Annotated in this window: 14 protein-coding genes and 2 pseudogenes; 6 read left to right on the forward strand and 10 right to left on the reverse strand. The window is 66.7% G+C overall.

What is annotated here, in order from left to right; genetic code table 11:
- The first annotated feature begins 6 nt into the window (after positions 1-6).
- Positions 7-780 carry an alpha/beta fold hydrolase gene (locus tag LGN10_RS09675; RefSeq protein ID WP_059584943.1) on the forward strand — a complete coding sequence of 258 codons (774 nt, stop codon included), beginning with the start codon at positions 7-9 and terminating at the stop codon, positions 778-780.
- Here the strand turns inward: LGN10_RS09675 and amiE are convergent.
- A pseudogene (amiE, locus tag LGN10_RS09680) lies at positions 770-889 on the reverse strand (aliphatic amidase); the annotation flags it as partial. The gene LGN10_RS09675 and the pseudogene amiE overlap by 11 nt on opposite strands.
- A gap of 7 nt (positions 890-896) precedes the next feature.
- Here amiE and LGN10_RS09685 point away from each other — a divergent pair.
- The 4 genes and pseudogenes from LGN10_RS09685 to LGN10_RS09700 form a co-directional block, all read left to right on the forward strand.
- Positions 897-1,013 (forward strand): annotated as a pseudogene (locus LGN10_RS09685) (DNA-binding response regulator); the annotation flags it as partial.
- Positions 1,014-1,664: 651 nt separating this feature from the next.
- Positions 1,665-3,080: a sugar porter family MFS transporter gene (locus LGN10_RS09690; RefSeq protein WP_226223076.1), complete on the forward strand. Its 1,416-nt coding sequence runs from the start codon at positions 1,665-1,667 to the stop codon at positions 3,078-3,080.
- A 55-nt stretch (positions 3,081-3,135) separates the two neighbouring features.
- A complete protein-coding gene (locus LGN10_RS09695; RefSeq protein ID WP_226223078.1) occupies positions 3,136-3,864 on the forward strand; it encodes an HAD family hydrolase in 729 nt (242 codons plus the stop codon).
- A 29-nt stretch (positions 3,865-3,893) separates the two neighbouring features.
- Positions 3,894-5,423, forward strand: coding sequence for a mannitol dehydrogenase family protein (locus LGN10_RS09700; protein ID WP_059584939.1), 1,530 nt, complete (start codon positions 3,894-3,896; stop codon positions 5,421-5,423).
- Here the strand turns inward: LGN10_RS09700 and LGN10_RS09705 are convergent.
- Together LGN10_RS09705 and LGN10_RS09710 are read right to left on the reverse strand one after the other, a co-directional pair.
- On the reverse strand, positions 5,412-7,364 hold the full coding sequence (locus tag LGN10_RS09705) for an FUSC family protein (RefSeq protein WP_226223080.1): 1,953 nt from the start codon (positions 7,362-7,364) through the stop codon (positions 5,412-5,414). The two genes, LGN10_RS09700 and LGN10_RS09705, sit on opposite strands and share 12 nt — an antisense overlap.
- Positions 7,365-7,464: 100 nt before the next feature.
- Complete coding sequence (locus tag LGN10_RS09710; RefSeq protein WP_104012731.1) at positions 7,465-8,562, reverse strand: branched-chain amino acid aminotransferase; 1,098 nt, start codon at positions 8,560-8,562, stop codon at positions 7,465-7,467.
- 183 nt (positions 8,563-8,745) lie between these two features.
- Between LGN10_RS09710 and LGN10_RS09715 the strand changes: the two genes are divergently transcribed.
- Complete coding sequence (locus LGN10_RS09715) at positions 8,746-9,204, forward strand: Lrp/AsnC family transcriptional regulator (protein ID WP_060311668.1); 459 nt, start codon at positions 8,746-8,748, stop codon at positions 9,202-9,204.
- Between the two features lie 204 nt (positions 9,205-9,408).
- On the opposite strand, the gene LGN10_RS09720 is transcribed toward LGN10_RS09715, so the two are convergent.
- The 7 genes from LGN10_RS09720 to LGN10_RS09750 all read right to left on the reverse strand — a co-directional run bounded on the left by LGN10_RS09720 (position 9,409) and on the right by LGN10_RS09750 (position 21,153).
- A complete protein-coding gene (locus LGN10_RS09720) occupies positions 9,409-10,557 on the reverse strand; it encodes a porin (protein WP_226223083.1) in 1,149 nt (382 codons plus the stop codon).
- Positions 10,558-10,997: 440 nt separating this feature from the next.
- The gene (locus LGN10_RS09725) at positions 10,998-13,322 is read right to left on the reverse strand and encodes a sialidase family protein (protein WP_226223085.1); all 2,325 of its coding nucleotides are present in this window, start codon (positions 13,320-13,322) and stop codon (positions 10,998-11,000) included.
- A gap of 58 nt (positions 13,323-13,380) precedes the next feature.
- Positions 13,381-15,678 (reverse strand): LamG-like jellyroll fold domain-containing protein, encoded by a 2,298-nt coding sequence (locus LGN10_RS09730; protein WP_226223087.1) that lies wholly within the window; start codon positions 15,676-15,678, stop codon positions 13,381-13,383.
- 371 nt (positions 15,679-16,049) lie between these two features.
- Positions 16,050-17,240: a M20 aminoacylase family protein gene (locus LGN10_RS09735; RefSeq protein WP_099317580.1), complete on the reverse strand. Its 1,191-nt coding sequence runs from the start codon at positions 17,238-17,240 to the stop codon at positions 16,050-16,052.
- Positions 17,241-17,325: 85 nt separating this feature from the next.
- Positions 17,326-18,660 (reverse strand): DUF3100 domain-containing protein, encoded by a 1,335-nt coding sequence (locus tag LGN10_RS09740; RefSeq protein ID WP_059584932.1) that lies wholly within the window; start codon positions 18,658-18,660, stop codon positions 17,326-17,328.
- A gap of 48 nt (positions 18,661-18,708) precedes the next feature.
- A complete protein-coding gene (locus LGN10_RS09745) occupies positions 18,709-20,226 on the reverse strand; it encodes an aldehyde dehydrogenase family protein (protein WP_104012729.1) in 1,518 nt (505 codons plus the stop codon).
- 54 nt (positions 20,227-20,280) lie between these two features.
- Positions 20,281-21,153 carry an NAD(P)-dependent oxidoreductase gene (locus LGN10_RS09750; protein ID WP_059639640.1) on the reverse strand — a complete coding sequence of 291 codons (873 nt, stop codon included), beginning with the start codon at positions 21,151-21,153 and terminating at the stop codon, positions 20,281-20,283.
- Positions 21,154-21,178: the final 25 nt, after the last annotated feature.

The following is a 21,178-nucleotide window of genomic DNA, read 5'->3' on the forward strand; positions in this document are numbered from 1 at the left end:
GCGCAAATGGAAATCGAAGTAAATGGCACGCGAATCCACGTCACCCAAGCCGGCCACGGCGATCCTGCCTTGGTGTTCCTGCATTACTACGGCGGCTCGTCGCGGACATGGCAACGTGTGACGGACCGGTTATCGAGCCGATATCGCACCGTTGCCACCGACCATCGGGGCTGGGGCAAGTCCGCTGCACCAGCGGATGGCTATGGCATTGCCGATCTCGCGGCAGACGCCGAGGGCATCATCGAGACATTGGATTTGCAACGCTACGTACTCGTCGGTCATTCCATGGGCGGCAAGGTCGCGCAGTTCATCGCGTCGCGACGGCCGAACGGGCTTCAAGGCCTCGTGCTCGTCGCGCCATCACCACCCTCGCCGATGCTGCTTTCCGCTGACGAACGTGCGACGCTGACGGGCGCCTATCGATCGCGCGAGTCGGTCGAATTCGTCATCGACCACGTACTCACCGCCAAACCACTCGACGCCGCCTGTCGTGAAATGATCATCGAGGATAGCCTGAACGCTGCGCCGCAAGCTAAAGCCGCTTGGCCGGAGGTGGCAATGCGCGAGGATATCCGTGCCGCGGTGGCTTCGATCGACGTTCCGACGATCGTCATCTCCGGCGAACTGGACCAGGTGGATCGCGTGGTCACGTTACGGACGGAACTGTTGCCGCGCATTCCGCAGGCGACCATGCACGTTCTTCCCGGTGTCGGCCATTTGGCGCCGCTAGAGGCACCGGCCGAAGTTGCGCGAATCATTGAAAACTTTCTTGCTGCATGATCTCGCCGCGATTGTCGATCAGTACGAGCGGGGTGTACGGTACCTCGCGTGGGGGCACTTCGTGGCGCTCGCCCGTGATCGAGAACACACCCGACACGTTGGCACGCCGCCGCGATCTCGGCATCGCCCCGCGCACGGTGAACAAGCGTCTCGAACACCTGTTCCGCAAGTTGCATGTCCAGACCCGTGCGGGGGCGGCCGCCGCGGCGCTCAAGATGCTCGAGCGCACGTGAAAGGATCGGATCGCGGAATCGCCCCGTTCCCCAGCCCGGGCTGCTCGCCCAGACATGATTTTGTATACTTGATCTTTTGCTCCGTTTCTGGATAATTGTTCATGCCTCGCGCGACATGCTCCTTTGCATCGCTCGGCACGAGACCCTAGCCCGCCAGCCCCTCCCGGCTGGCCTCCCCCGTTTCGGCGCCTGACCGACCGGTCCGCCGAAATACCGACACGATTCCATCCGGCAACGGCGGAATCGTTCGCCTGCAGCGCAGGCCGTGAAGCGCCAGAGGAGACACTGGCGCCTTGCTCCAAGTGCGGCTTCAGATCGTGCTCAACCAGAGGAATCGTCGCGCCCTCGACCCAAACCGGTTTGGATGGGCCGTGAGCGATTTCCCTACTCGGTGACCGACATGACCAGGCAATCACCCCCCGTACAAACCGGAAGTCCTTCTCATCGGCGCGTGCCATTTGCCCGGCGCGGCGGCATGCCGTCCTGCCACGTCCACGCGCTCGCGTGAGCGTCCGTCCGCGCCGTCCCGCTGCGCGACTCGATCGAAGCGCCGCCGCACATGCGGTGGCGACTGTTGCCGCAGCGGACACATGCCGTCACGTCACGCGTTCGTTCGCCCATGCGACGAACCGCATCACAAGGAAAACCGTCATGGCTTCTGATTCCGCCCTTCCCGACACACCCGCGGCCCGTCCCCGGCCCACGCCGTCCGCCTACATGCGTACGGTCGCATCGATCGCGGCGATCGCCGGCGGGCTCTATGGATACGACACCGGCATCATTTCGGGCGCGCTGCCCCTCATCGCGCGAGACTTCGGCCTCGACTACCGCGCGCAGGAACTCGTCGCCGCGGCGATCCTGCTCGGCGCGGTGATCGGTGCGCTGGCCGGCACCCGCATGTCGGCCGCGCTCGGACGCCGCAAGACCATCACGATCGTCTCGGCGATCTATGCGGCCGGCGTGCTGGCCGCCGCGCTCTCGCCCGACGTGTGGTCCCTTGCCGCTGCCCGGCTCGTGCTCGGATTCGCGGTCGGCGGCTCGACGCAGATCGTGCCGACCTACATCGCCGAACTCGCGGAGCCGGACAAGCGCGGCCGCCTGGTCACCTACTTCAACGTGTCGATCGGCATCGGCATCCTGCTCGCGGCATTGATCGGCGTCGCGGGTAACGACCTGTTTTCCTGGCGCGCGATGATCGGCATCGCGGTCGTCCCGTCAGTGATCCTGATGGTCGGCATGACGCGGCTGCCGCGCAGCCCGCGCTGGCTCGTGGAGCAGGATCGCATCGCCGACGCGCATGGCGAGTTGTCGAAGGTGCGGGAATCTCGAGCTGCCGTCCGGCACGAGATTGCCGATATTCGGGATGTGGTCGGGCGACAGCAGAACAGCGCGACATCGGGCTGGCGCACGATGCGCGAGCCCTGGGTGCGCCCCGCCCTCGTTGCGGGCCTCGGCGTCGCCGCGTTCACCCAGCTCAGCGGCATCGAGATGATGATCTATTACACGCCGACGTTCCTTCGCGACGCGGGGTTCGGCGCGTCGGCATCGCTCTGGGCCGCGCTCGGCGTCGCCATGACGTATCTCGTGATGACCTTCATCGGCAAGCTGATCGTCGACCATGTCGGCCGCCGCACGCTCAGCCTGGCGACGCTGCCCGTCGCGGCAGCCAGCCTCGTGCTGCTTGGCTGCCTGCTGCGCGGCGACGTCGCCTTGCCCATGCAGCAACTGTGGATCGTCATCTGCCTGATCGCGTTCATGGTGTTCAACGCCGGCGGTATCCAGGTCATCGGCTGGCTGACGGGCGCGGAAATCTACCCCGTCGCGATCCGCAACCAGGCCACCGGCGCGCACGCCGCGATGCTATGGGGCTCGAACCTGCTGCTGACCGGCACGGCATTGACCGTGACCCAATGGCTCGGTGTCGGCGGGGCGATGTGGGCGTACGCGTGCCTCAACGCGCTCGCATGGGTGTTCATCTACTCGATGGTGCCGGAAACGCGCGGGCGCAGCCTCGAGGACATCGAACGCGCATTGAAGCGCGGAACGTTCGGGCCGCGCCATTCATGAGCGAGCCGGATCAAGCGAGCCGCGTCTTTCCCGCCTTCTCGTCACGGAAACCAACATGAACGAACGCATTGCCACGCGCCAACTTTCGGATCATGCGCTGATCAGCGATTGCGACGGCGTGCTCGTCGATAGCGAGGCCATCGCCGCACGCATCATCGTGACGCGCCTCGAGCATCTCTGGGGGCTCGCCGGCCTTCGCGACGTCGTGCGTCCCCTGCTCGGCATGCGAGCCGAGCAACTGCTGCGCGCGGTCGCAACCATCGTCGATCGGCCGCTCGACGACGACACGGTCGACGCGATCCGCATGGACGTGCACGCAAACGCGGTGAATGCGCCGGCCATCGACGGCGTGCGCGACGCGTTCGCCGCCATCCCGCTCGTCAAGGCGTGCGCGAGCAACAGCGATCTTGCCTACGTGCGCGGCGTGGTCGACCGGATCGGCCTGGCCGACATGTTCGGCGAACGCCTGTTCACGGCCGACCAGGTGCCGTCGCCCAAGCCCGCACCCGACGTCTATCTGGCCGCCGCCCGTCGCATGCATGTCGCGCCCGAACGGTGCGTCGTCGTCGAAGACAGCGCGACGGGGACAGCCGCCGCGATCGCCGCCGGCATGACCGTGCTCGGCTTCGTGGGCGCCGCGCACGCGGCACGAACGCAAACGGACAAGTTGCACGCCGCGGGTGCATACGTCGTATTCAACGACATGGCCGCGCTGCCGTCGCTCGTCGAACGCTGGCTGCGGCGCATGCACGACACGACGCCCGCGTTGCGCGAACGCGCCTGACCTTCCTCATCGAGAAACACCTCGCGATCATGAACGACAACGCATCCCCTCCGGCGCGCGAAGAGGGCCCGCTCCATCCGCTCTCCAACGCAACCCTCGGACGCGCGGCGCCGCACGTCGCCGTTCCCGCGTACGACCGTCGTCGCCTGACCGCAGGCATCGCGCATATCGGCGTCGGCAATTTCCATCGCGCCCATCAGGCGCGCTACATCGACCATGTGCTGCATCTGCCCGGTCACGCAAACTGGGCAATATGCGGAATCGGCCTCGGTAACGGCCCGGCCTCGGTCGCAAAGGCCGACGCGCTTCGCGCGCAGGATGGCCTCTATACGCTGACGGAGTTCTCGAGCGACGGCGCGGCAGCCGTGCGCGTCATCGGTGCGATGATCGAGTATCTGCACGCACCGGCCGATCCGGAAGCCGTACTGACCCGGCTTGCCGATCCGGCGATCCGGATCGTATCGCTGACCATCACGGAAGGCGGTTACAACCTCGACGAGACGACCGGCGCATTTCGGTTCGATACGCCCGACGTCGCGCACGATCTTCTGGGAGGACCACCGCGTACCGCGTTCGGGTTCATCGTCGAAGCGCTCAGACGGCGCCGGGCCGCCAACGTGCTGCCGTTCACCGTGATGTCCTGCGACAATCTGCGCGGCAACGGCGATACCGCGCGACGCGCGGTGCTCGATTTCGCGCGGGCGGTCGACGTCGATCTCGCTGCCTGGATCGAGCGTTACGTCGCGTTCCCGAACAGCATGGTCGACCGGATCGCGCCGCAGGTGACGGACGCGGTCCGCCTGCACGTCAACCGGTTGTCAGGCATCGACGACACGGCGCCCGTCGTTGCCGAAGCATTCTCGCAATGGGTGGTCGAGGACAGTTTCAGCGCCGGACGCCCGGCCTTCGACGCGGCGGGCGTCGAATTGCGCGACGACGTCCATGCGTACGAAGCCATGAAGGGGCGCATGCTGAACGCTTCCCACATGTTGCTCGCTTACCCGGCGATTCTGCTGGGACATCGCTTCGTCCACGACGCCATGGCCGATCGCGATCTCGCCGCGCTGCTCGACACCTTCCTTGCCCGGGACGTCGCCCCGATCCTCACGCTGCCGCACGGCGTGTCCGCGGCCGCCTATGCGGGAAATACGCTCGCGCGCTTTCGCAACGCCGCACTGGGCGACCAGTTGCTGCGCGTCGCGCACGACGGCGCGTCGAAGATCCCGGTATTTCATGAAAAGACCATCGGGGCACTGCTCGCGCGCAACGGCGACATGCGCCGTGAAGCCCTGCTGCTGGCCTGCTTCCAGCATTACCTGCAGGGTGTCGACGATCTCGGCAACGCGTTCGTCGTCAGTGAACCGCAATTCGATGCAGCGGATCTCGAGCGCGTGCGAAGCGGCGACCCGCTCGCGATCCTCGACTCAAAGCCGTTCGCCGCACTCGGGCTCGATACCAACGCGGGATTCGTCGGGCTATTCCGCACGATGCAGACAGCCGTGGCAACACGCAGGACGCGCGATGCGATCCGGCTGGCGCTCGATTCTTCAGACGCCTGAACAACGTATCGCTTCCCGAACATCGGTGGCGCGAACGCTGCTGTCGGACCCATGCGGCCGTGCCTCTCCGGTATTTCGTCCGAACAGCGCGTCCTCGAATGCCCGGTTGAGTTCGCTCAACTTCGCGTCGAGCCGAGCCAGTTCCCGATGGGCCGGTAACGGAGGATCACCGGCTATCGCGCGCGTTGCGTGCCCGACGTTCGCATCCGCGTCGCGTCGCACCGGGCTGCTGCGATCCAGATCGCTCATCAACGCATCGATTCGCGTGGCGAGGGCGGCGCGCGCACGCCGCTCGACGGCGGCCACCGCGCCACCGGCTTCAACAGGCAGAAGCGTCGCCACGATTCGGCCATGAAGCCAGCAGACCAGCAGCGTGTCCGACAACCGTCGGGCATCGCCGGATACGCGGAGCATGCGCCACGCGGCCAGCGGCCTGATCGCCATGCGCACGTCGTGAAAACGGCGATCGGCCGCGCGCGTGTGCGCGGCCCCCGGCCGCGTGCCGTCGTCGTGTTCGTGCACGAGTTCGCGCAGCGCCGCCAACAGGCCGTGCGAGCGCGTCGCGATGTGGCGTGACGCCGCCAGCGGCATCACCAGCATCGCCGCCGCGAGCGAAACCGCGCAGCCGATCAACACCTCCCCGATCCGCAGTTCCGCAAGCGCGCCGATCTCGAACCCGAGTTGCGCATAGACGAGGCCGATCAGCACCGTGAGAAAGAAAACGCCGCGCCCATAGGCGTGCAGGATGTGGTACGCCCAGGCGAACACGCACACGCCCATGACGACCGCCACGAGCGCATTCGCATGATGAACGGCGCCGACGACGAGTACGCTCGCGAGCGCGCCGGCGAGCGTGCCGGCGACGCGTTGCGCGCCGCGATAGATCGTGTCCGCGCACGAATACGTGCCAAAGAACACGACGAACGTGCTGAGCACCGCCCACATCCATCGCTCCGACGACAGCGTCTCGCCGATCAGCATGGCGGCACACGCAGCTGCAGCCGCGCGGAACGCCGGCAACCATGCAAGCGTGCGCCAGCCGGCGCTCCACCGCACCGCACGCGCGGGCCGCGGCATCGCGGGCGGACGGGCGGCGGCCATGCGCGCCGCCACTGCGTCGGCGACGCAATCGAAGCGGACGATCGCGGCGCGTAGCGCCGAGGCGGCGGCATCGGTCCGATCGTGCTTCAGCACGCGCCGGGCCGACGCGATCTCCAATGCGACGAGCGCGGTGTGCAATGCATGCGCGTCGTGTTCATCGAGTGTCGATGCATGATGCTCGAGCGCGATGGCGGCTTCGTTCAGCGCCAGAAGATGTGCAATCGCATTCAGTGAGCCGGCGTGCGACACGTCGCTGCGTGCGATGCACGCCGCCTGCAGCGATACCGAGCGCGCGATGCGCCGGGGCGTGGGCGCCGCGTGCACCGGCAACAGCATCCGGCACACGAGCACGACGCTTGCGGGGCCCGCGATCGACATTGCCAGCATGCGGCTCGCCTGTAACGCGGTCGGATGCAGATAAAGGCCGAGGTAGTACATCGCGATCGCGAGAAACGCACACCCGATCGCGCGCGGCCCGCGGGTCTGGCACAGCATCGAACAGAACAGCACGGTCACGAAACCCGCCTTGCCGACGGCGGGCCACGCGCTCACGACGGCGGCCGCGGCGAAACTCGTGCATGCGACGCCGTACTGCCACGCAAGCGATTCATACCAGTCCAGCCGATGAGCATCGCGCAGGAAGAGCGGCGCGATCATCGCGAAAAGTATGCCCACGGCGCCGGTGGTGATCGCCAAACCGAGGTGCAGCGCCGACGCAATGCCGAGCGCGCCGGCAAGCATGCTCGCCAGTGCGGCGCGCGCCCCGCCCAGCAGCCGATGAAGACCGGGGTCGACGATAAGCAGGCGGTCAATGGCCCGCGACAACGAAACAACCGACATGATCGAAGCATTCCAGGAGGCAGCGCGGCGACTTCCGGCCGGGATACCGGCCGAGCTTTCATGGCGGCCATCGCGGGTCGCGCGGGCCGCCGTGCCGAATTCAAAACACGCGGTCCACCCAGCCGTGGCGATCGACTTCGCGCCCGTTCTGGATATCGAGCAGCGCCGCCTTCAGGCGCGATGTGACCGGTCCCGCGCCACCTTCGCCGATCGTGAAGTCGTACGCGCGGCCCTTCACCCGGCCGATCGCCGTCACGACCGCCGCCGTGCCGCACGCGAACGCCTCGACCAGCCGACCGCTGCGCGCATCCGCCTGCCACTGCTCGATCGTGTAGCCTTCCTCCCGCACCGTGTAATTCAGTTCCCGGGCCAGCGTGATCAACGACGCGCGCGTGATGCCCGGCAGAATCGTCCCGTTCAGCGGCGGCGTCTGGATCGACCCGTCGTCGAACACGAAGAACACGTTCATCCCGCCCAGCTCCTCGATCCAGCGGCGTTCGACCGCATCGAGAAACACCACCTGCTCGCAGCCTTCGCGGATCGCCTCCGCCTGTGCGGCCAGGCTCGCCGCATAGTTGCCGCCGCATTTCGCGTCGCCCGTTCCGCCCGGCGCCGCCCGCGTGTAGTGCTCGGACACCCACAGCGTCACGCCCGACGCGCCGCTCTTGAAGTACGCGCCGACCGGCGTCGCGATCACGCAGTACAGATACTCAGGCGACGGCTTCACGCCGAGCACCGCCTCCGTCGCGATCATGAACGGACGCAAATACAGCGCCGCGCCGTCGAACGCCGGAATCCAGTCGCGATCGGCCCGGACCAGCGCACGCACCGATTCGACGAACATCGCCTCCGGCAACGGCGTCATCGACAGCCGCTCGGCCGAATGGCGAAAGCGCCGTGCATTCGCATCGGGACGGAACAGCGCCGCGCCGCCGTCCGGAAGCCGATAGGCTTTCAAGCCCTCGAAGATTTCCTGCGCGTAGTGCAGCACGAGCGTCGCCGGATCGAATCGGAACGGTTCGCGCGGCCCGATTTTCGCTTGATGCCACCCTTGTTCCGCCGAATACCGGATCGTCACCATGTGATCCGTGAAGACCCGGCCGAAACCGGGATTGGCGAGCAGCGCGGCGCGCTCCGCCGCCGCGACAGGGTGAGGATTTTGTTCGAATTCGAAGTGCTGGACGGAATCGGTGCTCATCGTTTGCCCCTTGATCGGCAGCGGGACCGTCCCGGCTGCTACGGGCAAAAATTTATCGCAGAAAAAATAATTTCAGGTTGCGTGTTCGACTTAAGATGGGCGCGATTTGGCAATTCCGTGCCTCAAGAAGCGAACATTCGGGCACCGCGTGCCTCAACCCAATCTGTCGGATCAATGGCGATGATCGAGCTGGACGAGATGGACCGCCGCATTCTGCGCGTGCTCCAGGAAGATGGGCGAATCCAGAACGTGGAACTGGCGCAGAAAGTGGGCTTGTCGCCGTCGCCGTGCCTGCGTCGCGTCAGGCAGCTGGAACAGGCCGGCGTCATCGAGCGCTACGCGGCGCTGCTCGACGCATCGAAGATCGGCGCGGGGTTGACCGTCTTCGTCCGCATCTGGCTGACGAGCCAGGACGCGAAAACCGTCGACCGTTTCACGGAGGCGGTTCAACGTCTTCCGCAGGTTCTCGAGTGCCACCTGATGGCGGGCGATTGCGATTGCCTGCTGCGCGTCGTGACGGCCGACATCGACGCCTATCGGAAACTCCAGATCGACCACTTGACCCGGATCGACGGCGTGCAGAGCGTGAAGACCGAGATTCCGATGCAGAGGATCAAGCAGACTTCCGTGCTTCCGCTTTGATCGCGCATGCGGTGCAGCGCTCCGCGGATCGCGGGGTATCGCCGACGACGGCGGGTCGGTCACCCGCCGCAGCGCGATCGATCGGTTCCTGTCGAACCGGAACGCGTGTCGGCGACGAGCGGCATGTATCGAATCATCACGCGCGACCGGATGAATGCGCGTATCGTTCGCGAAGCCGCGCAGCTTACGCGAACGGCATGGGCGTCAGAAATGATGCAGCAGCGCGATACGCGCGACATATTGATTCGGGCCCGACGAAATGTCGGCCGCGCCCGGAATGTACGCGTAGTCGAAGTCGGTTCCCGTGTGTGCGTTCATCGCATGCTGATAGACGCCCTCCACGAATACCGACGTGCGTTTCGACAAGTCGTAATTCAACTTCGTGCTCAGTTGATGCCACTTCGGATTGAACGCGCCGACCGTCGACGCGACGCGGGCCTGGGTGTACGTGTATGCCGCGCCGACGTAAAACGCGGTCGTGAAATGATAGAGGCCGTTCACCTCGAAGTTGTCGAACTTCCACGATTTCCACGCACCGCCCGCCGGCTGCGTCGTACCGGTGAAATATGCGTTCGAAGTCGGGTCGTAGACGTCGACGTGCGAATACGTGAATCCCACCAGCGCCTTCGAGAACGCGTAATTCACGCCGATGCCGATGTTCTGCTGCGACGATGCGTCGAACGTGTTGTCGCCGGTGATCGCCCCGGTCGAATCGGCATTGCGTGCGTGATCGATCTTCAGATACGACGCGCCGACCGTCAGCCCGCCCTGCTGGTATTGCAGCGCGGCGCCATACAGGCGGTTGTTCGCGAAGCCGCCCGCCTGATTGCTGAATCCATACATCGCCTCCGCGGTCACGCCGTGCCACACCGGCGACACGTACTTGACCGCGTTATTCACGCGGAACGAGTAGTCGGTGTTGTCGTTGTCGTGCGGATGCGAGAACAGGTAGCCGGTCCAGTTGCCGTTCGCGGTGAGCGGCGAGAAGAGGTCGACGCTCGGATCGTACTGGCGACCGAACGTCAGCGTGCCGTATCGATCCGACGCGATGCCGACGAAGGCCTGGCGGCCGAATTCCCGACCGCCCTGGTTCATTTTCCCGGTGTTGACGTCGAAACCGTTCTCGAGCGTGAAAATCGCCTGGTAGCCTGCGCCAAGGTCTTCCGTACCCTTGATACCCCAGCGGCTGCCGTAGTCATAGCCGCTTTGCAGTTGCACGGTTCCGTGGCCGCGTGCGTTGCTCGTGTAGTTGATACCGTCCTCGATCTTGCCGTACAGGGTCACGCTGCTCTGCGCATGCGCGGCTGCAGCAAGCAACGCGGCGGGCGCGATGATCCCCCAACGCTTGTTCATGATGATTTTCCCCCCCCAGGGTTTTTGGTTTGCCGGTCGTAACGCTTGCGCGCTGCGTATGTGCCGCGTCGACACGCCTCGGCGATGCGACGGGCGCAGTGTAATGAGCCGATTTTCCGCTGTTAGCCCTTCGCCGCGGGAAGGTGCTCTTCAAAATGGGGGGTATGTGTCAGCGCGGAAAACGGCTAGCCGGCCGCTGAAATCGGCCCGCGGCCGCTCGGCGCACCCCGGATCGGGAAGGCAACGAATCGCGGACACGTTTCGATGAAAAACGTGAGCCCGGATCACGTCGCTTTCCGGATGACCCGAAAGACGACGAGCGGTACCAGAAAGAACGGCATCCGGTCTGCCCGCCGCGACAGCAAGAGAGAACCCGGAAAGGCCGGCCGATCTCCGTCCGGTTGCAAACCGCAGCCGGACGATCGACAGGCCGATCAACCTCAATTGCTGAAGATCAGACCGCGAGCGGCGCCATTGACGTAAATCCGGCCGTATGTGTTCCAGTCGCCGGCCATCACGCCGGAGTCGCCGAACTGGTGCGCGTCATCGTTGAAGCGCGCCCACGTCGCGCCACCGTCGTCGGAATGGTAAATGCCCCAGACGCCGTTCAACGTGCCTTCCACATAGACCGCGGCCGAGTACGGCGAACCGGTCGGCGCCTTGCCCAACGCGATCACGGTGGCGCCCGGCGTGTCGTTGGTCGACGCGAAGGCGCCGAGCTTCGTCCACGTCGCCCCCGAGTCCACCGAGCGGTACACGGCCGTGCCGTCGGCCAGCCAGAGATCGCCCTCCGCGTTCGGATTGACCGCCATCGACGTATCCCGCCACGCATTCCAGGCCAGGTTCGCGTTCACCGAGCCCTGGCTCAACGTGAACGTGTGGCCGCCGTCGTTCGACACATAGACCTTCCCGCGCTGCCAGCTCCACGGTGCGCCGCCGGAGTCGTAGGCATAGACCTTGTTCGGGTTCTTGCGGTCCGCGGCCAGGCGGTAGGCACGCGAGAAGCCGTTCCAGGTGGCACTGAACGCCGGCAGGTTGGTCGCCGTCCAGCTTGCGCCATTGTTTGTCGTGAACGACGGGACCGAGTCCGGCGGCGCCCAGGTCACGTTGTTGCGGGACGGGACGACCAGGTTGCCCACGTGGCTCTGGCTTGCCGCGGCACCGTTGGGCAGCGACGCGAACGTCGCCCAGCTATTGCCGCCGTCGCCCGACCAGAAGCCCCTGATCGCATGGCCGTTGGCGTTGTCGACGCCCGCGGCCGCGATGTACGTCGGATCGGACCACGACATGTCGGCCGAATTGCCGTTGCTCCACGTGTTCAACGGGCCTTTCGTCGGCCTCGTCGAGAGATCCGTATTGACCCACGTGCCGATGTCGCCGGCGCTGTTGATGAAGTTGTACGACGCACCGGGCGGCGCCGTGACGAGGGCCAGCGTCACGGTTTCCTCGAGGTTGTCGACCTTGGGGCTCCAGGTTGGCGTGGGCGACGAGGCGTTCATGGTTTCACAGATGCCGCCGCCGTGGACGTGCATGATGTGATCGCGATTGGCGGGGTCGATGGTGACGCTTTCCACCCAGCCGGCGCAGCCATCCGGGGCAATGCCGGTATGCGGCATGCCGGCCTCGATTTCGCGCCACGTGCTGCCGCCGTCATCGGATAGCTGAATGGTCTTGCTGGTGTCGCTCCAGCCCGTCATGCCCAGTGCGATGCGGGCGGACGCGCCCAGACCGGAAACGGACAGGCCGCCAAAGCCGTTGCCGGTGGAGCGGTTGAGCAGCGTCCAGTTGCCGTTGTTGCTGCCGCCGAACCTGTAGAGATAGCTCGGTCCGCCGATGCCCTGGCCGACGCTCGCGTTGAACACCACGTAAAAGTTGCCGTCGGAAGTGCGCACGACGTGCGGGATGTAGTAGCCGGACACCGTCGGCGGGGCGGGCACCGGCGTCCACGAGAACCCGCCGTTGGTGGACTTGTACAGGGTCGACGTCAGGCCCGCCGCGTTCGCGTAGTCGGGGGCGACGGTGGCCCACATGATCCAGGTCGGCTGGCCACTGCCCTTGCCCGACGTATCGAAGATCACCTGTTCGACGCCGAGCGGGGAACCGCCGCCGCTGATCGTGGCGGAGGACAGGCCCGAGACCTGCGCCCAGGTGCGGCCCGAATCGGCACTCTTCCACAGGCCGGCCGTGCGCGATCCGTAGAACAGCGTCGACGGATGGTTCGGATCGACCTGCAGGCGCTCGCCGGTGGCTCGGCCGTTGTCGTTGCCGCCTACCGGGAACGGCACGTCGTAGTGCGTCCAGGTGTTGCCACGATCGCTCGAGATGTAGATGCGGCCGTTATGACCCTGCGTCACGGTAATGCCGGTCATCATGTAGACGAGCTGGTCGTTGTTCGGATCGAGCGCGAGACTTTCGACGCCGTGGAAATCGCCCTCGCCTGCGCCGAAACCGATGCCGTCGGTGATGGGCGTCCACGTCGAGTTGGTCGCGTTCCAGCGGTACGCGCCGCCGACGTCGGTGCGTGCGTACAGCAGGCTCGCGTTGGCTGGATGGTAGATCAGACCGGTGACGTAGCCGCCCCCGCCCCACTTGACGCTGGTCCAGCTGGCCGCCGGCAGGTTGCTGCCGCCGCCATTTGCGCCGGTCTGGCTGCGATTGGCGGCAAAATTGGTCACGCCTGTCGTGCTATCGGCCCCGCCCCCGCAGCCCCATAGCGTACACGCCATCGCCGCGGCGGCAATCCATCGTTGTGAAAACACGGTCATCGAAGAAGTCCTGAAAGAAAGAGGTCCATCGCAGGGCCCGCCATCGGGCCCTGCACGATCAGTTCGCCATGAGCGATGCAATCTGCGCAGCGCTGAGCGCACCGCGATAGAGGCGGAAATCGTCGATCAAACCGTTGAACGTGGCGTCGGCACCGTATTGCGATTTGCCCAGCCAGTTCTGCGTGGTGCGGCCAAGACGGAACGGCGCCTGGAACATCGCCGTGTTGGTGCTGACGGGCGTGCCGTCCACGTACATCGTGCCGGTCGAACCCGATAGCGTGACGGCCACGTGCACCCATCGCTTGCTCGGCAGCGCGGTGGGGGCGTCGATGATCTGTTCCGGAGGGCCGTCGCCGGGGCCGTTGGCCGTCATGGCGAAGCGCATGCCGGCCCAGCCGGTGCGCGACTGCCCGCGCGGCGTGAACATCATGTAGCGGTGAAAGCCGGTGCCGAAGTCGAACAGGCGTGCCCACGTTTGCGAACCGTTCCAGAACACCCAGCTCGCGATGGTGAAGTCCGACACATCGGCCAGCAGATCGTCGGGCAACGCCACATACGCGCCCGAGCCGTTGAGCGAGACCGCGTTGCCGCTGCGCCCCACGGCCCACGTTGCGCCGTTCAGCGTGCCATTGCGCCCGTTGCCCGAGCTATCGGCGGCCGTGACGCCGCCACCTTCATCGAATGCGAGGTGCGCGAGCAGTTGCTGCGCCGTGATCACTTTCACTTCGTTGGAGAGCGCCGATTCGCCCGCAATCGTTTGCGCCGTCACGACATAAAAATACGTGCCGGCGCCGGCCGGCATATCCGTATAGGTCAGCAGGTCGGTGATGCCGCTCTGGATGGTGCTGTACGGTCCGCCGGCCATGGTGGCGCGCTTGACGGTGTAGCTGACGGCGTTGCTGCTGCCCCACCACGACAGCACCACCTTGCCCGCGCTGGCATAGCCTGTCAGGCCGGTCGGCGTTGGGGCCGGGGCGCCGGGATCGAGCGTGCAGGTGAGCGTGCCGTAGCCGAGCTGGTCGAAGCCGCCACTGTTGGGGCCGTAGTTGCCGCCGCCGCCTTCCGGCGCCACCAGCTCGGCGGCGCGCCTGGTGTAAGGCGCCGCCAGGCCTTTGCGGTTGATGTAATGGTTGGCCACCAGCGCCCAGCAGGGCCGCCCGAGGGCGCCGCCTTGCCCGCCGGTGGAGAACTGCGTCTGGATGACGCCGGCGCTGTTCTGGTACGTGACGAAAGGCACCGTGTAGAACGTGCCGTCCGCCTGCTTCAGGTTGGCCTTGGCCACATATTCGGCGCCCGCCAGAAAGCGATTGTTGTCATAGCCGTACAGGTCGATGCCCTGATTCCACGCCATCTCGCAAATGGCGCCCGTCAATGCAATGCCGAGCGTGCTGTGGCCCTGGTCCCGGCCGGCTTCCTGCCATTGCCCGAGGTTGCCGGGGTGCAGGTAGTACACGGCTTGCCGGATACAGCCATTACTGCCACCGGTCTTGAAATGGGTGACGGCCTCGTCGACGAGCTCGGCATCGTCGCACAGCACGCCGATGGCCAGGACACACGCGATGTTGGCCAGGCCCCAGTTGGCCCAGTAGTGCGTGTCCATCGCGGTGTCGATACGGGTCAGGAAAGCATGGCTGACCGGGTAGAAGACATTGCGCATCATGGCCTGAAACGCGGCGAGTCCGGCCGGACTCCAGCCGCTGTAGCCGCGCATGATTTCGGCTGCGTTGGCGAACTCGTAGCCGTAGATGCCTGCGGCGAGCGCCACGTCGCTGCCGCCAAGCGTCGTCAGCGTCGACGCCCATTGGTCCAGATACTCCACGGCCTTGTCGGCATAGCGTGTGTCGTTCGACACCTTCCAGCGCAGCGCGTCGCCATAGGCGGCGGCGATGTCGTTGTAGAGGGCGCCGTAGTTCTGACCATGCGTCGGATCATTGCCGCGATAGATGCCGACCTGCGGGTTCGGCTTGTTCGTCAGGCGCGTGTGACCGTTGGCGACGAGCACGTTCCAGCTATCGATCCACGGGGAAGCCTGCGCGGCGACTTTGGCGCGCATGCGTTCGAAATCAGCGTCGGTATGCAGCAAGCCAGGATGCGTGAAGGTGCGGGTTTGGGCGGTGCCTGCCGACTTCGCCCCTGCGCCGCTACTGTCCGAAGCCGGAGCAACTCCGGACGCCTGGCCGATGCTGGTTGCCGATGTACGCTCGCCGTCTGTAACCGCGCTACCTCCGTCGCCGCCGCATCCGGCCACAAGCGTTGCACCGAGCCCCATCACGAAATGGCGTCGTGCAATATTCTCGATGCCGCCGAGTGGAACGATCTCCTCGGACAGCAGCGTCGCTGCTCCCTTGTCTCGCATGTCTGGATCCTCTGTTTTTTTGCTATGGTCGAAGCGACAAAATGTACTAACCATTCCGTATTTATCGGAACGGGTAGCATTCTATCCAGTGCGACCGGGATCCAATCAAGCGAAAAAAACAAATTCATCAATGACACGAACGTGTCACATCGGTGATGCAGGGATCGAGGGATGCGCGAAGTGGTTGGGCAGAACCAAGCAAAGGTCGTCACCGTTTGCGGAGTAAAAATGTCACTTCATCGGTCGACACCGACGCGGAATCGGTAAACTCTCCCGGAATCGTGTCTTTTCGTTGGACGAAATAAAATCGTCAGCGACCGCGGTGTCGCGAAGAGCGGTGTCATCTCCGCTGCCGTGCCTGCATCACCGCCCTACCGCCCCAGAACCCGCTCCACCAACTTCACGAAGTAACTCGCCCCCACCGGCAGCAACGCATCGTTGAAGTCGTAACTGGCGTTATGCAGCAGGCACGGCCCGCCGCCGTGCCCATGCACGCGATGATCGCCCGCCCCATTCCCGAGGAATGCATAACAACCCGGCTTCTCGCGCAGCATGAACGAGAAATCCTCCGCCGCCATGGTCGGATCGACGGCTGCGTTCACATGCGCGTCGCCCACCAGCTCGCGCATTACCGCCACCGCCACCGCCGTCTGCTCGGCGTCGTTCACGGTGGCCGGATACTGGCGCTGGAAATCCACCTCGCTCTCGCAATCGAAGGCCGCGGCCGTCGCGGCCACCACGGCGCGCATGCGCGTCTCGATCAGGTCGAGCGTCGCATCGGAGAAGGTCCGCACCGTGCCGCCGAGCCAGGCATCGGTCGGCACCACGTTCATCGCCTCGCCTGCATGCACCTGCGTGACCGACAGCACCGCACCGTCGATCGGATTGCGGTTGCGCGTGACGATTCCCTGCAGGGCGCTCAGCACCTGCCCCGCCGCGAACACCGGATCGCGGCCCAGGTGCGGCATGGCCGCATGGCAGCCGGCACCGCGCAAGTCGATCCGGAACAGGCTGGTCGACGCCATCAGCGGCCCCGGCCGCACCGCGAAATCGCCGGCCGCGATGCCGGGCCAGTTGTGCAACCCGAACACGGCATCCACGGGGAAACGCTCGAACAGGCCGTCCTCGATCATCGCGCGTGCGCCGCCGCCCGCTTCCTCGGCCGGCTGAAAGAACAGCTGCACGGTGCCGTCGAACTCGCCATGCCGGGCCAGATGGCGCGCGGCCCCCAGCAGCATGGTGGTGTGCCCGTCGTGGCCGCAGGCATGCATCGCGCCGGGCACCGTCGACCGATGCGCGAAGGTGTTGGCCTCCTGCACGGGCAGCGCATCCATGTCGGCGCGCAGGCCGATCGCACGCGCACTGTCGCCGCGCTTCAAGGTGCCGACCACGCCGGTGCGGCCGACGCCGCGCGTGACGGCATAGCCCCATTGCTCGAGCCGCCCGGCAACGAGTTCGGCGGTGCGGAACACGTCGTAGCCCACCTCGGGATGGGCATGGATATCGCGGCGTAGCGCCGTCAGTTCGTCGGCGTGCGCGACGATGGAATCGATCAGTTTCATGCGGATGGGAGCGCTTTTGTCAGGTCGTCGCGGCACGGCGGCGGGCCGGCCCATGCCGCCCGCCGCCGTGCCGCGAGGCATCGGATCAGATATGGAACAGTTGCGCCACCAGGGTCGCGCCGATGAAGGTGCCGGCATTGGCCACGAAGGACACCAGCACGATGCGCCAGCCGAGCCGGCGGAAGGCCGGGATGTCCTTGGCGATCGACAGCCCCGCGAACACCAGCATCGGCGTGGTCACCCCGAGGAAATCGTTGTGCGAGCTGAGCGCGGCGATCTGCGATGCCCACGGGGACCACGGCGAGGTCAGGAACATCGCCACCACCGACACCCAGCAGACCGCCGGAATCCGCCGCCCCGTCACGCGCGCCAGCGCATCGCCGACGATCGTCGCGCCCACCATGATCGCGATTCCCGGCAGTCCCGCCAGCGGTGTGGTGCCGTGGGCGATCCAGTCGCACACCAGCGCCATCGCGGCCGTCACGATCCAGGCCAGCAGCTTGCCGCCGTAGCCGAGCGCGGGCGCCTCCGTCCTCACCTCGCCCAGCGACGGGCTGGCCGCCTCGGGCTGCGCCGAGGCCTTGGTGGTGCGGCCGATCAGCGGCTCCAGCACGCGATAGCCCCAGACCGCCAGCGGCAGCGAGATGAACAGCGTGAAGTACGTGCCGATGGTGGTGGTGATCAGGTTGCTTGCCGCGGCGAACGCGAGCACCGATTTCGCCGTCTCCGGGTCCTGCTGCGCGGCGATCGCGCCCGAGGCGGCCGCCATCATGCTGCCCGAGCCGACACCCGAGCCCATCGCCAGCGCGAGCGGATCGAAGATGCCGAGGCTGGTCACGAAACCCGCGAACACGGCGATGAACACCGCACCGAACACGGTTCCCGTCAGGTACTCGGCCAGCACGCCGCGGCCCTCGGCCGAATCCATGCCGTACTTCTCGCCGATGATCGCCAGGCTCGGCTCGCGGCCCACCGAGAACGTCGCGCCAATCGCCTCGCGCTTGATGCCAAGCAGCAACGCGAGCGGCAGGCCGAGCAGGATGGTGCCGACGAAGTGGCCGAATTCCTGGAAGGCCAGTGCCCAGCCCGCCGACGCCAGCTTGGGCAGCGCGCTGCCCACCATCAGCCCGAGCTTGGAGACGAACAGCAGCAGCGCCGGCTGCAGGATCGCCGCCGCGAAGAACTGGTCGGGCACGCTCAGGCGCGCGCTGCCGTTCCAGCGCGCGCTGGCGAGCCCCACCGCGGCGCCGAGCAGCAGCGCCCAGATCATCGGCAGCAGCACGACCTTGCCTGGGCCGAGCTTGAACGTGAACGAGCCGATCCATTCGGCGACCAGCAGGATGCCGGCCGCGTAAAGCAGGACCTTGGCGGTGGCCGCGCCGCCCAGCTCGCGGCGCTCGATACCCAGTGCGTGTTCCATGACGAGTCTCCCCTTGAAGCCCGGCTGCCGTCGAATGCGGGCCGGTGGTTACAGATAACCGAACGCGGTGGGCGGCGCTTCGGCCGTCTCGACCCACACGCTTTTGGTCTGCGTGTATTCGTACAGCGCCTCGACCCCGCTCGAGCGGCCGTAGCCGCTCATGCCGTAGCCGCCGAACGGCGACGCCACGTTGATGGTCTTGTAGCCGTTGACCCAGAAGGTGCCGGCATTCACCTGCGCGGCCACGCGATGCGCGCGCGCCACGTCGGTGGTCCAGGCCGCGCCGGCCAGGCCGAAGTCGGTGTCGTTGGCGATCGCGATCGCCTCGTCCTCGGTGTCGAACGGGATGGCGGCCACCACCGGCCCGAAAATCTCGGTGCGCGCCACCTCCATCGCGTTCGACGCGCCGGCCAGCACGGTGGGCGCCACGAAGTAGCCGCCGCGGCCCTCCGCGACGCGCTCGGCCGAGCCGCTGGCGAGCGTGGCGCCAGCGGCCACACCGCGCTCGATCATCGACATCACGTGGTCGTACTGCTTGCGATTGTTGATCGGGCCCACCTCGGTCGCCTCGTCGAGCGGCGCGCCGACACGGATCTTCTTCGCGCCGGCCGCCACCATCGCGACGAATTCGTCGTAGACGGCGCGCTGCACCAGCAGGCGCGAGCCGGCCACGCAGCTCTGGCCCGCGCCGGCGAAGATCGCCGCCTGGGCGGTCAGCGCGGCGCGCTTGAGGTCGGCGTCGGCGAACACGATATTGGCCGACTTGCCGCCCAGTTCCAGCACGCAGGGCAGCACGCGCCGCGCGGCGGCCTCGGCGATGCGCGCGCCGGTGGCCGGCGAGCCGACGAACACCACCTTGCCGACCACGCGATGCGCGATCGCGGCCTGCCCGGCGGTGTGACCGAAGCCGGCCAGCACGTTGACGAGGCCGCGCGGCAGCCCGGCCCGCTCGCCGAGCCTGGCGACCGCCAGCGACGTGAAGGGCGTCAGCTCCGAGGGCTTGAGCAGCACGCCGTTGCCCATCGCCACCGCGGGCGCCACCTGCCAGCCGCAGGTGAATACCGGCGCGTTCCAGGGCGTGATCTGCAGCACCACGCCGGCCGGCTCGCGGCGCGTGTAGTTGAGGTGCGAGGTCGGCACCGGAATCACGCTGCCGTAGAACTTGTCGGTCCAGCCCGCGTAGTACTCGAACATTTCGGCGACCTTGCCCACCTCGCCGCGGCAGTCGCGAATCGGCTTGCCCGAGCCCAACGCCTCCAGCCGCGCGATCGCCTCGGCCTCGGCACGGATCGCGCGCGCCACCTCCTGCATCACGCGGCCGCGCGCGGCATGCGTGAGCGCCCACCATTCGCGCTGCGCGCGGCGCGCGCTTTCTGCGGCATGGTCGATCACGGCTGCGCCGGCGTCGCGATAGGCGAGCGTTTCGTCGCCCGTCGCCGCATCGTAAAGCTGGATCGTGTCGCCCTGGCCGGCGACGAGTTCGCCGTCGATATACGAGCCGATCGTAGCGGCACCGGGGAAGAAATGCGCGAAGGCGGCGAGCAACTGGTCTGCGTGCTGGGTCATGTCGGGTTTCCGTACAGGTGAGTCGAGCGGGATCGTGGCGCGGGCGGCCCGGCCTCAGGCCGGGTCGAGGAAGTCGACGATGCGGTTGAAGTCCTCGCCGTCGGCGACGGATGCCTCGCTGGCGGCCCACACGCGCGCCGCCTCGCGCGCCACCGGCGCGACGCTGTCGAACTGGTCGAGCAGGCCCAGCGCGAGCCGCACGTCCTTGCGCATCAGCTTCATCGTGAAACCGGAATCGAACTTGCCGTTGAAGATCCAGGTCGGGTAGTTGGTCAGCGTCGCGCTGTTGCGGCCGGAGCCGCCGTTGAGCGCCTCGACCAGCTTTTCCGGATCGACGCCGGCCGCGCGCGCGGTGCGCACCGCCTCGCTGGCGGCCAGCAGGTGCACGCCGGTCAGCAGGTTGTTGAGCAGCTTGGTGACGTGGCCGGCGCCCACCGGGCCCACATGCACGCGCTTGGCGCTGATCGTCGCGAGGATCGGCTCGATGGCCGCGATATCGCTGTCCGAGCCGCCCAGCACCATGGTCATGGTGGCGGTGGCCGCGCCCTTCGGGCCGCCGCTCACCGGGCCGTCGACGAAGCCGATGCCGCGCTCGGCCAGCGCCGCCGCCACGCGCCGGGTGCTGTCCGGATCGGCCGTGGTGGTGTCGATCACGATCGTGCCCGGTCTCGCGCTCTCGAGCACGCCGCCCGCGCCCAGCACCACCGCCTCGACCACCGCCGAGGTCGGCAGCGACAGCAGCAGCACGTCGGCGTCGCGCGCGATCCCGGCCACCGAATCGCGCGCCGACAGTACCGCCTGTTCGGCCAGCGCGAGCGCCACGCCGGGCGCCGCGTCGTAGCCGAGCACCGTGTAGCCGCCGCGCCGCAGCGAGCCCGCCATGCCGCGCCCCATGTTGCCCAGACCGATCACGCCCACCGTTTTCATCCGACGACTCCCGATAGCTGTTGGT

Source organism: Burkholderia sp. AU32262 (assembly GCF_020419985.1).
Classification (GTDB): Bacteria; Pseudomonadota; Gammaproteobacteria; order Burkholderiales; family Burkholderiaceae; genus Burkholderia; species Burkholderia semiarida.

Bases quoted from the DNA above. Each gene is read 5' to 3' on its own strand.
- LGN10_RS09690 (WP_226223076.1), top strand. From the start codon at position 1,665: ATGGCTTCTGATTCCGCCCTTCCCGACACACCCGCGGCCCGTCCCCGG.
- LGN10_RS09710 (WP_104012731.1), bottom strand. From the start codon at position 8,562: ATGAGCACCGATTCCGTCCAGCACTTCGAATTCGAACAAAATCCTCAC.
- LGN10_RS09675 (WP_059584943.1), top strand. From the start codon at position 7: ATGGAAATCGAAGTAAATGGCACGCGAATCCACGTCACCCAAGCCGGC.
- LGN10_RS09735 (WP_099317580.1), bottom strand. From the start codon at position 17,240: ATGAAACTGATCGATTCCATCGTCGCGCACGCCGACGAACTGACGGCG.
- LGN10_RS09700 (WP_059584939.1), top strand. From the start codon at position 3,894: ATGAACGACAACGCATCCCCTCCGGCGCGCGAAGAGGGCCCGCTCCAT.
- LGN10_RS09750 (WP_059639640.1), bottom strand. From the start codon at position 21,153: ATGAAAACGGTGGGCGTGATCGGTCTGGGCAACATGGGGCGCGGCATG.
- LGN10_RS09740 (WP_059584932.1), bottom strand. From the start codon at position 18,660: ATGGAACACGCACTGGGTATCGAGCGCCGCGAGCTGGGCGGCGCGGCC.
- LGN10_RS09720 (WP_226223083.1), bottom strand. From the start codon at position 10,557: ATGAACAAGCGTTGGGGGATCATCGCGCCCGCCGCGTTGCTTGCTGCA.
- LGN10_RS09745 (WP_104012729.1), bottom strand. From the start codon at position 20,226: ATGACCCAGCACGCAGACCAGTTGCTCGCCGCCTTCGCGCATTTCTTC.
- LGN10_RS09695 (WP_226223078.1), top strand. From the start codon at position 3,136: ATGAACGAACGCATTGCCACGCGCCAACTTTCGGATCATGCGCTGATC.
- LGN10_RS09705 (WP_226223080.1), bottom strand. From the start codon at position 7,364: ATGTCGGTTGTTTCGTTGTCGCGGGCCATTGACCGCCTGCTTATCGTC.
- LGN10_RS09730 (WP_226223087.1), bottom strand. From the start codon at position 15,678: ATGCGAGACAAGGGAGCAGCGACGCTGCTGTCCGAGGAGATCGTTCCA.
- LGN10_RS09725 (WP_226223085.1), bottom strand. From the start codon at position 13,322: ATGACCGTGTTTTCACAACGATGGATTGCCGCCGCGGCGATGGCGTGT.